The organism is Bradyrhizobium sp. LA6.8, assembly GCF_040547935.1.
Lineage (GTDB): Bacteria > Pseudomonadota > Alphaproteobacteria > Rhizobiales > Xanthobacteraceae > Bradyrhizobium > Bradyrhizobium barranii.
Genome location: NZ_JBEPQQ010000001.1, coordinates 1,396,342 through 1,409,473 on the forward strand (window position 1 = coordinate 1,396,342; position 13,132 = coordinate 1,409,473).

17 protein-coding genes and 1 pseudogene are annotated in these 13,132 nt (G+C 63.1%); all 18 read right to left on the reverse strand.

Annotated features, from left to right (window positions below):
- Window positions 1-117: 117 nt before the first annotated feature.
- A complete protein-coding gene (locus ABIA90_RS06375) occupies window positions 118-342 on the reverse strand; it encodes a hypothetical protein (RefSeq protein ID WP_354122364.1) in 225 nt (74 codons plus the stop codon).
- Window positions 339-689, reverse strand: coding sequence for a hypothetical protein (locus ABIA90_RS06380; protein WP_354122365.1), 351 nt, complete (start codon window positions 687-689; stop codon window positions 339-341). Before ABIA90_RS06380 ends, ABIA90_RS06375 begins: the two co-directional genes overlap by 4 nt.
- 13 nt (window positions 690-702) lie before the next feature.
- Window positions 703-873, reverse strand: coding sequence for a hypothetical protein (locus tag ABIA90_RS06385; protein ID WP_354122366.1), 171 nt, complete (start codon window positions 871-873; stop codon window positions 703-705).
- A gap of 78 nt (window positions 874-951) precedes the next feature.
- On the reverse strand, window positions 952-1,230 hold the full coding sequence (locus ABIA90_RS06390; RefSeq protein WP_354122367.1) for a hypothetical protein: 279 nt from the start codon (window positions 1,228-1,230) through the stop codon (window positions 952-954).
- A 164-nt stretch (window positions 1,231-1,394) separates the two neighbouring features.
- Window positions 1,395-1,718 (reverse strand): hypothetical protein, encoded by a 324-nt coding sequence (locus tag ABIA90_RS06395; RefSeq protein WP_354122368.1) that lies wholly within the window; start codon window positions 1,716-1,718, stop codon window positions 1,395-1,397.
- Window positions 1,715-1,948 carry a hypothetical protein gene (locus tag ABIA90_RS06400; protein WP_354122369.1) on the reverse strand — a complete coding sequence of 78 codons (234 nt, stop codon included), beginning with the start codon at window positions 1,946-1,948 and terminating at the stop codon, window positions 1,715-1,717. The genes ABIA90_RS06395 and ABIA90_RS06400 overlap by 4 nt, the downstream gene beginning before the upstream one ends.
- A gap of 12 nt (window positions 1,949-1,960) precedes the next feature.
- Window positions 1,961-2,167: a hypothetical protein gene (locus ABIA90_RS06405; protein WP_354122445.1), complete on the reverse strand. Its 207-nt coding sequence runs from the start codon at window positions 2,165-2,167 to the stop codon at window positions 1,961-1,963.
- A 22-nt stretch (window positions 2,168-2,189) separates the two neighbouring features.
- On the reverse strand, window positions 2,190-2,411 hold the full coding sequence (locus tag ABIA90_RS06410; protein ID WP_354122371.1) for a hypothetical protein: 222 nt from the start codon (window positions 2,409-2,411) through the stop codon (window positions 2,190-2,192).
- A 306-nt stretch (window positions 2,412-2,717) separates the two neighbouring features.
- Window positions 2,718-3,332, reverse strand: coding sequence for a GIY-YIG nuclease family protein (locus tag ABIA90_RS06415; RefSeq protein ID WP_354122372.1), 615 nt, complete (start codon window positions 3,330-3,332; stop codon window positions 2,718-2,720).
- A gap of 116 nt (window positions 3,333-3,448) precedes the next feature.
- Entirely contained in the window at window positions 3,449-3,685 is a 237-nt protein-coding gene (locus tag ABIA90_RS06420; RefSeq protein ID WP_354122144.1) for a hypothetical protein, read from the reverse strand.
- 72 nt (window positions 3,686-3,757) lie between these two features.
- Window positions 3,758-3,920, reverse strand: a pseudogene (locus ABIA90_RS06425) (Flp family type IVb pilin).
- Window positions 3,921-4,089: 169 nt separating this feature from the next.
- On the reverse strand, window positions 4,090-5,148 hold the full coding sequence (locus ABIA90_RS06430; RefSeq protein ID WP_354122143.1) for an alcohol dehydrogenase: 1,059 nt from the start codon (window positions 5,146-5,148) through the stop codon (window positions 4,090-4,092).
- Window positions 5,149-5,170: 22 nt separating this feature from the next.
- Window positions 5,171-6,028 carry a 16S rRNA (adenine(1518)-N(6)/adenine(1519)-N(6))-dimethyltransferase RsmA gene (gene rsmA, locus ABIA90_RS06435; protein ID WP_085402860.1) on the reverse strand — a complete coding sequence of 286 codons (858 nt, stop codon included), beginning with the start codon at window positions 6,026-6,028 and terminating at the stop codon, window positions 5,171-5,173.
- The gene (gene pdxA / locus ABIA90_RS06440) at window positions 6,028-7,062 is read right to left on the reverse strand and encodes a 4-hydroxythreonine-4-phosphate dehydrogenase PdxA (protein ID WP_354122142.1); all 1,035 of its coding nucleotides are present in this window, start codon (window positions 7,060-7,062) and stop codon (window positions 6,028-6,030) included. The genes rsmA and pdxA overlap by 1 nt, the downstream gene beginning before the upstream one ends.
- A complete protein-coding gene (locus tag ABIA90_RS06445; protein ID WP_354122141.1) occupies window positions 7,062-7,997 on the reverse strand; it encodes a peptidylprolyl isomerase family protein in 936 nt (311 codons plus the stop codon). Before ABIA90_RS06445 ends, pdxA begins: the two co-directional genes overlap by 1 nt.
- Before the next feature lie 68 nt (window positions 7,998-8,065).
- Window positions 8,066-10,552, reverse strand: a complete 2,487-nt coding sequence (locus tag ABIA90_RS06450) for an LPS-assembly protein LptD (protein WP_354122140.1) — start codon at window positions 10,550-10,552, stop codon at window positions 8,066-8,068.
- Window positions 10,552-11,649, reverse strand: coding sequence for an LPS export ABC transporter permease LptG (gene lptG / locus ABIA90_RS06455; protein WP_063983680.1), 1,098 nt, complete (start codon window positions 11,647-11,649; stop codon window positions 10,552-10,554). The genes ABIA90_RS06450 and lptG overlap by 1 nt, the downstream gene beginning before the upstream one ends.
- The gene (gene lptF / locus ABIA90_RS06460) at window positions 11,646-12,815 is read right to left on the reverse strand and encodes an LPS export ABC transporter permease LptF (RefSeq protein ID WP_135215292.1); all 1,170 of its coding nucleotides are present in this window, start codon (window positions 12,813-12,815) and stop codon (window positions 11,646-11,648) included. Before lptF ends, lptG begins: the two co-directional genes overlap by 4 nt.
- Between the last annotated feature and the right edge of the window lie 317 nt (window positions 12,816-13,132).

Genomic DNA, 13,132 nt, shown 5'->3' on the forward strand with positions numbered 1-13,132 from the left:
ATTGACTATGGCCCTTGCGAGCCCATCAGCCTAGGAGGCTACCATGCATCCCCCGGAGTAAATCCAGGACAGTCTCTGAGAAGCAGCCCGGCCTTCGTGCCGGGCTTTTGTTTATGATCAGGCCAGAGCTTCTTTGGCGATTTTGCCGACGCCCTCGACCACATGCCGCATGCAATGTGCGCTGATCGAATCCAGGGTGATGCCGCCGGCCTCTAGTAAGGCGCGAGCCTTCTTCAAATCCGGCTCTGGAAAAATGTCCAGCGGATAAGCGTCGCTCCATTGAGCTATCTTGTGCAGCGCCTCTTCTAACTCGTCGATCCGGTCTTGTTGCGGTATGGTCACTTCAGCGCTCCTTGCCCAAGTGCGCCGTACTCCTCGCGCACCTTCTTGTTGATCGCTACTACCTTCAAGGCGTCGATCGCCCCGCGCGCGAGGAACTGATGTTGGTCTAGCGCGTCCAAGGCGAGCTTGAGCCAAACTCGTGTCGAGACGTCGGTCTCCTCATCAACAAGCGCCTTCAGCATCTTCCTGGCACCCGCGAAACCGCGCCCGCTGCTCGTGAAGCATACACCATCATGCAGGCATTCGCAGGCATCAGAGCACGATGGCGCATAGCCCTGACATCGCACCATCGCCTCGGCGTAAGCGTCCGGCGAAGCGTCGTGGGCGAGGGAGGGGCGGATGCTCATCGGGACTCTTCGCTTAGAAACGCTGGTGCTGTGGGTGTTCTTCGGATTCCACCAGCCGCTGGTCATTTTCATCGACTAAAATTACGTCCTTGACGTTGTTCTCGATTGCCCAGCGCAAGAGCTTGTCGCCGTTGTATTCGGTCGGCCAGACCTTTGGGCCACTGAACCCGTCAGATCCAACCATGGCGCTCTTCCGACCGCCAGGAGAGAACAAGTACCAATCTGTGCTCATCGGGGCTCTCTGCTCAACAATGAAAGTGTGCTACGCTTTCGGCGCCGCATTAATCATCGCCCAGTATATCTTCGTGAAGACATGCTGGCCGTAGTCCTGCGCAAGGACGCCGGTGGCCTTAAGCATTTCCTCTGTCGGAGTGTAAGGCACCAAACGCATTCCCTTCTTGAGAAGCTGTTTTGCGACAAAATGAGCCGTCTCATCGTCCGCGCCAGCCGCCCAGATGAAGGCTCTCAGATTGGCGATATCCTCTTCATCGAAGTCTCCGGGGCATTCCTTGCCGGCATAGTGCTCGCTAAGTGCGCTCATTGACATTCTCCGGTGTCTTCGCCTTGGGGGTTGATGTAAGTCGTCTTGCAGCCGAATAGCTGCCAGTCAGGCCGTTTGTGAACGATGTGGAAGCCGCCAAGCCAGAAGGCGAGGGCGAGCACAGCGACCAACGCGAATAGAGCTTTCACTTCAGCACTCCTAGGTCAGGACTCGGTAGGCGGAACGCGCACCCACCCATCGCCGCCGCACGTCTGGCAAAAGTCAGCCTCGGCGCCGCCGTCACCATCGCCATGGCACGTCTCGCATTCCATCAACGGTATCCTCACCATGTCTACAGGGCTCACCAGTTGCTTGCGCTGGTTAGCGATGGTCTGCGGCTGGCTCCCCCAAAAGAACTCGCCAGAGGACACGATATAGGCGTCAATGCGCCCCTCGTTGTTGCCGTATTCTGTCTTCAGACAAATCTCGCCGCTCTCGGATTCGAATAGCCCGATCGGGCATCGGGCCAGCGTCGTCACGGTTTTCATGCTTCTCCTCCTTGATGACCATTCGACAATGCGATTCTGGCGCGGTCGAAACGCTTCAGGCACCTGTACTGCTCAGCCTTGCAAATCTCGATGATCCGCTGCACCGTTCGGTCGCTATGGCAACCGTATAGATGGCCGCCTTCTAGGACCGATACGATCGAGGCGAACACGTTCAGGTTCGTATGCGCGTCAGCCACTTCCTTCACGTAGTCCCGTTTTTGCTTCATCATCGTCCGCGTTCCCTACTGAAGATCTGGGTGATTCTCGATCCGCTTACGGATCGCGGCGGCAACCTCTTGGCCGCTCCAGAAGGCATCCGGTCCGGTGCCCTCAAAGTTCTCGGCTAAGGCCTCCAGCTCCCGCTCAATGACTTCCGCCTTGATGAGCCGGATCGTGAACCCGGTGTGATCCTCGCCGTTCTTTCGCTGAAGCTTAGAAACCATGCTCATGTTCTCTGTCCTTGCCAGAGCGCTAGTCTGCATCGCCGACATAATGCACGACCTGTTTAGCCTTCACGATCTTGAACCGGCTCAAATCATTCGGGCCGAACCCTGGCTGGCTCCAGAAGCGCTCTAGGTGTGATGTGGCCTCGGCCTTTGTTTCAAACATCTCCGGAGTCCACATATCTCCGTAGGGGTTCAGGATGCCGTATCCGGTAGACCTGTACGGCTTCGGCCTCTTTGGCTTTGTCATCGTGGCTCTCCCTGTCCAAGTGAGGACCACTCCCGACAAGCTGGATCGCCCGCCCGAATGTCCGTTCCACCGCCGCCGGTCCAATGCGCTCGCATCAGGCCGCACTTCAAATAGACCTTGGACATCTGCTTCCGGACCAGATGCTTGCAGGTCTTGCAGGTCTCGCCTTCCGGGCCCGTGCCCGGCCGCCACGCATGGCCCGTCTTCTTGGTCTTTGGCCTGCTGTTCAGCCGCTTCCGTTCTGCCGGCGTTAGAACTCGGTCGAGTTGGAATAGGTCATCCACGGCGATCTCCCCTGCTGAGCGGTTATGCCTGACGGGTGCGCGCGAGGCCCTGAAGCTGCCGCTCCAGGCTGGCGTCAAGGTAGGCAAGCCGGACCAGATCGCCCGCGGCTTCGGCCCTCGCCCTGTTCTGGCGGATTTCATCGACATTTGAGATGTGATGCCCGGACGCCGTATGGGCGCCGATCGCGCTCCGCATCTTGAGCATCTTCGAGATCGTCTTGGCCGGGTTGAGCCGGACCTTCGGGCGGCTGAAGTCGTAGGTGGGAGGGGCCGGCACAGGCGCCGCCTTGACCTCCTCAATGAACTGAAGCAGATCAGCTTCGGCTCGAAACCACTCACCATGGACGCGCAGATGGGCGAAGCGCTGGTGCGTCTTGCCCTCATCCGCCACCTCGAGAGGGACGATTGCGAGGGTCTCCAGAGGGCGACCAATTTCGCGCTCCAACCCCCTGATCCGCTTCTCGGGCTTAAAAGAAGTTCCGATCTTGATCTCGTCTCCATCGCGGACAAAGTAAGTGGAGCTCGACACCTCCATGTCGCGAACACGCCGTGAACGCGGCTGTGTCAATTCTGTGCCAACCGTGGCGCCGGTTGACGATTCGTTCATGCCTTCAGGTGCCGCTTCCTGCCGTTTCATCTTCCGTAGTCCTCTGTTTTGCTAGGGATTTTCGGCTGATGGATTTCAGCCTAATTCCCATCCGGAGAACTACGGAATTTCCAAATGAGCCGGCGCTTGTGGGGCGCCGCGGGCTCTTATCCGAGACGGATCTGGCGTTCGGCCAAGAGGCGGCTTTGGGCCACCTGCTTGCGGTAGGCGCCGATCGCCTTGTTGGCGAGCATCACCTGCCGCCGCTCACCGGTCCTGAGCTGCGCTTCGATGGCATCCAGAATGGTGTTCGCGGTCTCGTCCGGAGGTCCGAGCTCGCCGCTCTGCTCCAGGAAGCTCCAGGCGATGAAGAATGCGCTTTCGACGGTGCAACGAATGGACATGCGCTGCCAACGCGGTGTGGTCGCAGCCGTTCCGCGCGGTGACGTGCCTTCAGCGCGCGGGCTGGATTCGCGCTACTTCAGCGAGGTGCTGATCGAGCCGAACTTCAACTTCAACGACGAGCCGAGATTGTTGACCACGGCGATGATCGCGAGCAGCGATGCCGGCTGCGATCAGGCCGTATTCGATCGCAGTGGCCGCGGTTTCATCGGCCAGGAAGCGGCGGATGGTCTGCATGGCCTCACCAGAATTCCAAAGAGAAAGCTGGCGAGGACTTTAGTTCGCGATGTGCCGGTTCCCCTATTTGGAACCGGGGGCTTGCGTCAATTCCGGGTTAATTCGGCGGAGGAAAACGCGGCGGCGAGATCTCATCTCGCCGCCAAGCCTGCCTGGATTTTCCTGCGCGTCAGTTCTTCAGCACGATGCGGCCGACGACCTTGCCGGCGCGCAATTCGTCGATCCATTTCTGGACGTCGCCCATCGGCTCCTCGCGCATCGGCGTCGGCTTGATCTTGCCGGCGCGGGCGAGCGCCATCAGCTCCTGGGCTTCGGTGAGCGTGCCGACCATGAAGCCTTCGACTGTCAGGCGCTTGTAGACCCATTGCACCATCGGCAGGGTGAACTGGCCGCCCATCAGGCCGGACACCACGACCTTGCCGCCGCGCGCGGCGACCGCCACGGCAAAGGCCATCGACTTCTCATTGCCGGCGAAATCGACCACCTCGTCGAAGCCGCCCTCGGTTTCCTTCAGGATGCGCTTGATCACGTCGGGCTCGGACGGATCGTAGGCGACGGCTGCGCCGTTCTTCAGCGCGGTCTCGCGCGCTGCCGTCGAGAGATCGGCCACCGTGATCGGCTGCTTGAACATCGCCTGCGCGAACGACAGGCCCATCATGCCGACGCCACCGAGGCCGATCAGCAGCAGATTGCGCTGGCGCGGACGGTCGACGAGGCGCTTGAGCGCGCCGTAGGCGGTCACGCCGGAGCACATCAGGGTCGCGGCCTGGTTGACGGGCAGGGGATCGTAGTCGAGCAGGTACTTTGCGTCGGGCACCAGCACGTGGGTGGCGAAGCCGCCGTCGATGGAGACGCCGAGGAAGCGCTGTTTCGCGCAAAGGTTCTCGTCGCCATTGGCGCAGTCGTGGCACTGGCCGCAGCCGATCCACGGGAACACCGCCTTCTTGGCCCCGACAAGGTTCGCCGGCACGTCCGAGCCGACTTCGTCGACCACGCCCGCGATCTCGTGGCCGAGCGTGAAGGGCAGCGTCATGCCGCGCGTGGTGTCGAGCTTCTTGCCGCCGCCGAGATCGGCATAGCCGTCCTGGATGTGCAGGTCGGAATGGCAGAGGCCGCAGCGCTCGATGCGCACCAGCACCTCGCGGCCTTTCGGCTTCGGCGTGTCGACGATGGTCTCGCACAAGGGCGCATCGAACTTGACCAGGGACTGCCGACGCATCAACGCCATATTCCTTCCTCCGAAATTCCTGTTATCCAGCTTGCTTTCGTATATCCGCCAATTCACGTGCCATGGCAACAAAGCCTGATATCGGAATGGTCTCGGCACGCCGCGTCGCATCGACACCTGCGGCCGCGGCAAGGCGAGCGGGATCCGCTTGAAGCGATTTCAGGCTTTGCCGCAGCATTTTTCGGCGCTGCCCGAAAGCGGCGGCTGCGACCTGTTCGAGCAGCTTGCGATCGCAAGGCAGAGGCTCTGCGCGCGGCACCAGCCGCACGACGGAGGAGGTGACCTTCGGCGGCGGCACGAAGGCGGAGGGCGAAATGTCGAACAGGATCTTCGTCTCGCAGCGCCAGTTGGCGAGCACGCCGAGGCGGCCATAGGCCTCCTCGTCCTCGCGTGCCACGATCCGCTCGCCGACCTCGCGCTGGAACATCAGCACCATCATGTCGTACCAGGGCGGCCAGGGGTCGGTCGTGAGCCAGCCGATCAGGAGTTGGGTCGCGATGTTGTAAGGCAGGTTCGCGACGATCTTGGCTCGTTCGCCATTGAGCAGCGGACGCGGGTCGAAGGTCATGGCATCGCCATGCACGATCTCGAGCCTATCAGGGTAGCGCGCGGAAATATCCTGCAAGGCAGGGATCGCGCGCTCGTCATGCTCGATGGCGATGACGCGTTTGGCGCCGAGCGCGAGCAACGCGCGCGTCAACCCGCCCGGGCCAGGACCGATCTCAACGATGGTGGAGTCCTCGAGCGGCGCGGCGGCACGCGCGATGCGCGCGGTGAGATTGAGGTCGAGCAGGAAGTTCTGGCCCAGCGATTTGCGTGCCGACAGCGCGTGCTGGCGAATGACCTCGCGAAGCGGCGGGAGGTCGTCGATCGCGCTCATCAGCTTTGCGCAGCCGCCATGCGGCTTGCGAGCTTGAGCGCGGCGATCAGGCTTGCCGGATTGGCCTTGGCCGTGCCGGCGATGTCGAAGGCGGTGCCGTGATCGGGCGAGGTGCGAATGAAGGGCAGGCCGAGCGTGACATTGACCGCATCGTCGAAGGCGACCGTCTTGATCGGGATCAGCGCCTGGTCGTGGTACATGCAGACGGCGCAGTCATAGGTGCTGCGTGCGGCCTCGTGGAACATAGTGTCGGCAGGGAGCGGTCCCTTCGCCTCGATGCCGTCGCTACGCAACGCTTTGAGCGCTGGTGCAATCACGGTCTGCTCCTCGTGGCCGAGCGAGCCGTCCTCTCCGGCATGCGGGTTGAGGCCGGAGATCGCGATGCGCGGCCTTTCGATGCCGAAGCGGGATTTCAGCTCGGTCGCGACGATGCGCACGGTCGAGACAATGAGCTCGCTGGTGAGCTGGGCCAGCGCATCACGCAAGGAGACGTGGATGGTCACGGGCACCACGGCGAGCCGCGGCGACCACAGCATCATCACCGGCTGCGGCACGCGGCCGTTCTTTGCGGCGAGCTCGGCGAGGTATTCGGTGTGGCCGGGATGGCGGAAGCCTGAGCGGTAGAGCACGCTCTTGGCGATCGGGTTGGTGACGACGGCGCCGGCGCGGCCTTCACGGACGTCGGCGACCGCTTGCCGGATCGAAGCGAGCGCGGCCGGCGCGCTCGCTTCATCGGGCTTGCCGGGCTCGGCTGTTGCACTCTCGCCCGTTGCGACCACGGGCAGGGCCTCGGTGAACGCGGCTGCGGCCTCGCCGGCGCTTACCGAGGCAATCCGGATATCGGCGCCGAGGGCCTTGGCGCGGCGAGCGACGAAGGCCTCGTCGCCGAGCAGATAGAAGGCGGGCAGGTTCAGTTCGCGGCGTCTGAGCCAGGCAGCGATCGTGATGTCGGGGCCGATGCCGGCGGGCTCTCCCAGGGTCAGGGCGAGGGGCTTCGAAGGCTTGATGGAAGGTTCTAAGGCGAAGTTGGCCATCAGCGGTTGCGATATTCGATCATCGCCGCTTTCCGGAGATCATCGAGATAGGCCTTCTGGGTCTTCTCGTATTTCTCCGAATACATCTTCTCGCGGACCTCGCGCTTTTTCGGCGTGTCGATCATGGTCGGCTTGCGCGAGCACAGCACGACCATCTCGATGCCCGCCTTGGTGACCTCCGGCGCGGTCAGGTGGCCGATCTGGGTGTCGTCGAGCACCTTGCGAAGCGCGTCGGGCAGTTCCGCGGTGGTCTTGGTGACGGTGTCGCGGATGGTGGCGTTCGGCGTTGAGCGGAACAGCGAATTGGCTTCCTCGCAGCTTCCGACACGCGAGCGATAGGTCTCGGCTTCCTTCTGCCGCGTCTCCAGGAACGCCGGGGACGAGCCGCGCGGCACGATCAGCACGATCGGCTGCATCTTGTACTCGGTGCCCTCGATCTGGAGCTTGTCGCCGGTCTGGGCCTGCACGGCCTGCGCGACGTCGCGCTCGCCGACCATCAGCTTCTCCTTGAAGCGGCCGCGTACGAGGCTGGTCCAGACCATCTCGGCCTTCATGCGGCCCTTCAGCGTCTCGGGGCGGACGCCCTTGACCTCGAGCGACTTGGTGAGCTGATCCGGCGTGATGCGCATGCGCTGCGCCATGCCCTCGTAGGACTGGTTGATGTCGGAGACGCCGGGGTCGACGCCGTATTTCTTGCCTTCCTTGAGCTTCACCTTGTCGTCGATCAGCTCGTTGATGACCTCCTGCCGGCTCGGGGTCTTCTGCGTCGTCAGCTGGTCGAGCTTGGAGCGCTGCTCGATGTCGAAATCGGTGATCGGGTCGCCGTTGACCATCACGACGATGTTCTGCGCGCGCGACGGCGCGGGCAGGCCGGTGAGGATCAGCCCGGCACCGATGGCGAGGAGGAGGCGAAAAACAGGCAATTGGGTCGTCATGATTATCGCTCGCATGTCAGCCGGGATGAGCTCGCGATCGGGAGAGCCCGGCCGTCATTTCAGACGGTTCATTGGTAGCCGGCGGACGAGCTGGACCCGGTCGAGGTCGCCAGCGTGCGCAGGCCGATCTGGAACATGAACGCGTGGTTCAGCACGGGCGGCGCCGTGCCCGCAGAGTAACTATACGAAGTTACATAGTTCACGCCGAGCACGAAGCAATCGTCGACATAGCCCGCTCCGAGCACATACTGGTTGATCTTGTTGGCCTCGAGGTCCCAGCGCGCCGAGCCGGTCACCACCCAATTGGCCGCGACCTTGATCGAGCCCGAGGTCAGGATGCCCTCGCGCCGCGTCAGATAGCCGAGCTCCGGCTGCTCGGCGTAATTGCCGTACATCATGCTGACCGACCAGCGATTGAAGTTGGCGCGGCCTTCCGCCTCGAAGCGCTGCACGTTCCAGGTCTGCTCGTCCATACGGGAGCGGACGCTGAACGTGTAGGTGCTGTTGGGTGAGTAGCTGGCGCTCGCCACGTAATCCGAGCGCGGCTTGTCGAGGCCGGAATCAAGGCCGGTGTTGATGGTGTCCTGGACCGTGTAGGAGTTCAGGCCGAACAGCTGGTAGGACTGGCCGAACAGCACCTTGACGGCGCCGCCCTTGTCGAACTGCGTGGTGGACTGCACGCCGACATTGGCGCGGCCGCCGCCCTCGACGCGGTCGTAACCGGAGAACTTGTCGACGCTGAACAGGTTCGAGGTGTCGAACACCATGCTCTGGGCGTCCTCGTTCGGGAACTTGCCGGCATAGGGCTCGTTCGGCCGGATGATGACCTGCGCGATCGGCTCGATGGTGGTCGAGCCCCAGGGCTGAACGTTGATGAAGGGATAGCGGTATTCGAGGCCGACGGTCGGCATCAGGCGGAACGCCTGGGTGTCGCCGACCGGCAGGTAGTTCGACACGCCCGGCTGGTTGGAGATCGAGGCGTTGATCGCGTCGGCGCGGAGGCTGGCGAACGGCGTCCAGATCTCGCCGAACGGGTCGGTGTAGGACTTGCGCCACTGCGCTTCCGCCGTGAGGCGGGTGTAGGTGCCGGGGACGCCGCGCAGCAAGCACTGCGACGGCGTGCGCGCGAGCGGATCGGCCGACGTCGTCGTGCACAGGCTGGCGGTATTGGCGAGCGTGGTGATCGGATCGAACACCGCCGTGTCACGCGACAGGTTCGTGAAGTTGGTCTTGTAGCTGAACTCGCCGCCGAACACCGGATAGTTGAGCACGTTCGAATAGTCGATCACGGGATAGACGATCGGCACCTGGCTCTGGTTGCCCGAGTAGCTCAGCCAGTACATCGTGCGCGCATCGAAGAAGCTGCGATTGCCGACGCCGGTCAGATAGAGCTGCGACAAGGCGTCGGTCGGCAGATACAGGAACGAGCCCAGCGGATCGCGGTATTGCGACAGGCGGTAGTCCGAGAAGAAGTAGTAGTCGGACATGACGACGCCGTCCCAGCCCCAGACCCACTTGTCGTTCAGCGCGAACTGACCCTTGGTGTCGACGGCGCCGCGGAACTGGCGGTCGCCGGGCTGGCCGGCGAGTGCGCCGGGGTCGAGTTGGTCGATGCCGTAGACTCGGATCTGGTAGGCGCCGTCCATCAGGCGCTGGCGGTACTCGGCCTGGAACAGCACGCCCTGCCTGGAGGTGATGCGCGGGCTGAAGGTCATGTCCATATCGGGCGCGATCGCCCAGTAGAACGGAACTTCGACGCCGTAGCCGAACGGCGTGTTCGACGTGAAGCCCGGCATCAGGAAGCCGGTCTTGCGCTTCACGGTCGGGTCGGGCGTCGAGAAATAGGGCATGTAGGCGATCGGCACGCCGAAGAATTCGAGCTGTGCCGTCTCGAAATACAGCATCTTCTCCTGCTGGTCGTGGATGATGCGCGCACCCTTGACCTGCCACAGCGGCGGCTTCTTCGGATCGTCCTTACACGGCGCGCAGGCCGTGTAGACGCCGTTCTCGAACACCGTGTAGTTGCCGCTGGAGCGGTCGGCGCGGCTCGCCGCCATGCGGGTCTGGTCGGCGGTGTCCACGCGCAGCGAATCGACGAAACCGTCGCGATAGTCGTCGGAGAGATCCAGGATCTCGGCATAGGTGATCTTGCCGTCGGCATCCGTCATGCGGACGTTGCCTTCGGCGTGCAGCCGCTTGGTCTTCTGGTCGTAGATGACCTTGTCGGCCTCGACGCTGGTGCCGTTGTAGAACAGCTGGACGTTACCGACCGCGGAGACGCGCGAATTGTTGTAGTCGTAGTCGACCTCGGTCGCCTGAACCAGCATCTGGTTGTCGTTGGCGACCTTCGGCGGCTTCGCACGCGGCGGCAGCGGATTGTAGGTGAAGCTCTGAGCGGAGGCCGGCGTCACGGCCGCAACGTCCATCAGCCCGCCGAGCGACGCCACGGCGGCGACAGCCAGCAGGAGCCTGCGAATGGACAAGCCGCATCCATTCGCGCGCACCACAGTACGCTGCGTCAAACGAGACACGAGCCCTCGATGGACGGCAGTCACTAACCGTCCTCCTGATACAACAAGGCCAAAAAGCCGGTGAGGCCGCCCACCACCGCGGGCAACCACGCCGCAGCGATCGGATGCATCAACTCAGCCTTGCTCAAGTCTTCAGTCACTTTCGACAAAACGTAGAGCAGAAAGCCTGCGCCCACGCCACTCAAAACCATCTTCTGCACGCCGCCCATCCGGAAGAAACGCAACGACACCGAAGCCGCCAGCATCACCATGGCGGCCAGCAAAAACGGCTGTGCCAGGAGCTTGTGATACTGGAGTCGATAGCCGGCTGTCGCGAAGCCCGAGCTCTCCGAGGAGCGGATGTAGCTCGGTAGTTGCCAAAAGGACACAGTCTCGGGTGTGGAAAAGCTATTGCGGATCTGGGCTTCGGTCAGCGTCGTCGGAATCTCCAACGTCGCCTGGTCGATCGGCGGCGAATCCAGCGAGAAGCGGCGCACCGATTTGAACAGCCAGTGACCGGACTCCAGCGCCGCCTCGCGCGCCTCGATCCGCTCCTTGAAATGCCAGTCCGTATCGAATCGGAACAGGGTCAGGCCGGTCAGCCGGACGCCCTGCTGCTCGCTGCGCGCCGCATTGATGATGACCTGGCCGTCATTGGTGACCTGGTTGAGCCAGAAGCCGGAGGCGTCCTGGATGCCGCCGCCGGGGGCCGAGCCGAACAGCTCGGCTTCCATGCGCTTGGACAGCTCGCGCAGGTTCGCCGACATCGGATTGTAGGCGACGGTGGCGATCACCCCGATCAGGAGCGCGCTGCCGAGAGCCGGCGAGATGAATTGCCACGCGGAGATTCCGGCGGCGCGCGCGACCACGAGCTCGAGCCGGCGGGAGAGGGCGAGATAGCAGGTCATGGCGCCGATCAGCATGCAGAACGGCGTCAGCTTCTCGAGCAATTGCGGGACCCGGAACAGCGAGGTCTCGGCCACCATGATCGCGGAGGCGGATGCGAGCCCTGAGGTCTTGCGCACCATCTCGATGTAGTCGACCAGCACCAGCAGCAGGAAGATGCCCGCGAACACGCCGAGCGCCGCGACGACGAAGCGTCCGGCGAAATAGCGCCCGAGGGTGTTGGTGAGCATGCTCATGCGGCGGCCGGCCGTCTGAACAGCCGCGCGATGCGCGCGTTCGACCTGTTGATGGCCTCCATGAGGCGGGGCGGCGGCTCGACCACGATGCCGCCGATGATCAACCACAGCCCGACGCCGATGGCGCCAAGGACCATCGCGTACTGGAACAGCACCGGGCCAGGCGACTTTACCGCCATCACCGAGCAGGCGAATCCTGCCATGCGCAGGCCGAACACGGCGATCACCGAGCCGCCGATCGAGAAGTTGCGGCTTTGGCGCGTGGTGCGCGGCGCGCCGAGGAAGGCGAAGGTCAGCACGGCAAAGGCGAAGGGATAGATCGGCGCCAGCAGGCTGTCGTGCAGAGCCGAGCGGAACTGGCCGGGAATCTGCTTGTAGACCGGATCGTCCTCGGACGGGGAGAACAGCTCCCAGAGATAGCGCTCGCGGATGCCGAGGGTGACGTCGTGACCCTGGCCCGAGAATTTCGACATGTCGAAGCCGTAGCGGCCGAACGCCACCAGCGCGGGATCGCGCTTGCCGGCCTCGAAGCGCTGCAGATTACCGTCCTTGAGCACCAGGAACGAGCCGTTGTCGTTCTTCACGACCTCGCCATGCTCGGCGACGATCGAGACGCGCTCGTTGGGATCGCGGCGATCGTCGATGAAGATCCCGGCGAGGATGCCACCGGGCTGGCGTTCGCGGATCCGGATCGTCAGGTTCTTGTCGAGCTGGGCGAAGCGGCCGGGCTGGAGGATGTTGGTGAGCACGTCGGCGGTGATCTCGGCGTCCCACTGCTTGATCCGCCGCATGCCGTCGGGGGCGAGATAGGCCGCGATGAAGGCGACCAGCAGCGCTACGACACAGGTGGCGTAGAAGAACGGATAGAACAGCCGGAACGGCGAGAAGCCGGCGGCATTCATCACGATGATCTCGGAATCGGTCGCGAGCTTGTTCAGCGTGTGCGAGATCGCGATCATCAGCGCGATCGGCGAGATGATCAGGACCAGTGCCGGCACGACGAGGCTGGTGATGCCGAGGAAGGTCAGGATGGTCTGACCCTGGCTCGTCATCAGGTCGATGCCGCGCAACGCCTGCGTAATCCAGATCACGCCGGTGAGGCTGACCAGGACCAGCGCAAACGACGCCAGCGTCGTGCGGAAGATATACCTATCGATTGACCCCATGCGCTACCGCACGAATCCCCACCAGCGCCCCAATGCAGGCCGGAAGTCCGGCTGCCCAACCAATCCCCGATCAGGAGATCCCCAAGGTCGGCCAACCACCTCTTCCACCGGCTTACTCTCTCACTACCATCCCTTTGATCCATCAACAAAATGGCTGCCCCGTGGCGCCGTCAATATATGGTTAATATTTCCCTCGTTGTGGCCCGGCGGCCACGGGGGTGCTTGGCAGCCACCGCGCCAGTGGCCCATAGTGGGGAAAGTCCAGTGAATCGTCGTTCAGCTCCGGCCCGTGGCCGGGTCCGCCCAGCGACGAAAAG

Bases quoted from the DNA above. Each gene is read 5' to 3' on its own strand.
- ABIA90_RS06380 (WP_354122365.1), bottom strand. From the start codon at position 689: ATGAGCATCCGCCCCTCCCTCGCCCACGACGCTTCGCCGGACGCTTAC.
- ABIA90_RS06385 (WP_354122366.1), bottom strand. From the start codon at position 873: ATGGTTGGATCTGACGGGTTCAGTGGCCCAAAGGTCTGGCCGACCGAA.
- ABIA90_RS06390 (WP_354122367.1), bottom strand. From the start codon at position 1,230: ATGAGCGCACTTAGCGAGCACTATGCCGGCAAGGAATGCCCCGGAGAC.
- ABIA90_RS06395 (WP_354122368.1), bottom strand. From the start codon at position 1,718: ATGAAAACCGTGACGACGCTGGCCCGATGCCCGATCGGGCTATTCGAA.
- ABIA90_RS06400 (WP_354122369.1), bottom strand. From the start codon at position 1,948: ATGATGAAGCAAAAACGGGACTACGTGAAGGAAGTGGCTGACGCGCAT.
- ABIA90_RS06405 (WP_354122445.1), bottom strand. From the start codon at position 2,167: ATGAGCATGGTTTCTAAGCTTCAGCGAAAGAACGGCGAGGATCACACC.
- ABIA90_RS06410 (WP_354122371.1), bottom strand. From the start codon at position 2,411: ATGACAAAGCCAAAGAGGCCGAAGCCGTACAGGTCTACCGGATACGGC.
- ABIA90_RS06415 (WP_354122372.1), bottom strand. From the start codon at position 3,332: ATGAAACGGCAGGAAGCGGCACCTGAAGGCATGAACGAATCGTCAACC.
- ABIA90_RS06420 (WP_354122144.1), bottom strand. From the start codon at position 3,685: ATGTCCATTCGTTGCACCGTCGAAAGCGCATTCTTCATCGCCTGGAGC.
- ABIA90_RS06430 (WP_354122143.1), bottom strand. From the start codon at position 5,148: ATGGCGTTGATGCGTCGGCAGTCCCTGGTCAAGTTCGATGCGCCCTTG.
- rsmA (WP_085402860.1), bottom strand. From the start codon at position 6,028: ATGAGCGCGATCGACGACCTCCCGCCGCTTCGCGAGGTCATTCGCCAG.
- pdxA (WP_354122142.1), bottom strand. From the start codon at position 7,062: ATGGCCAACTTCGCCTTAGAACCTTCCATCAAGCCTTCGAAGCCCCTC.
- ABIA90_RS06445 (WP_354122141.1), bottom strand. From the start codon at position 7,997: ATGACGACCCAATTGCCTGTTTTTCGCCTCCTCCTCGCCATCGGTGCC.
- lptG (WP_063983680.1), bottom strand. From the start codon at position 11,649: ATGAGCATGCTCACCAACACCCTCGGGCGCTATTTCGCCGGACGCTTC.
- lptF (WP_135215292.1), bottom strand. From the start codon at position 12,815: ATGGGGTCAATCGATAGGTATATCTTCCGCACGACGCTGGCGTCGTTT.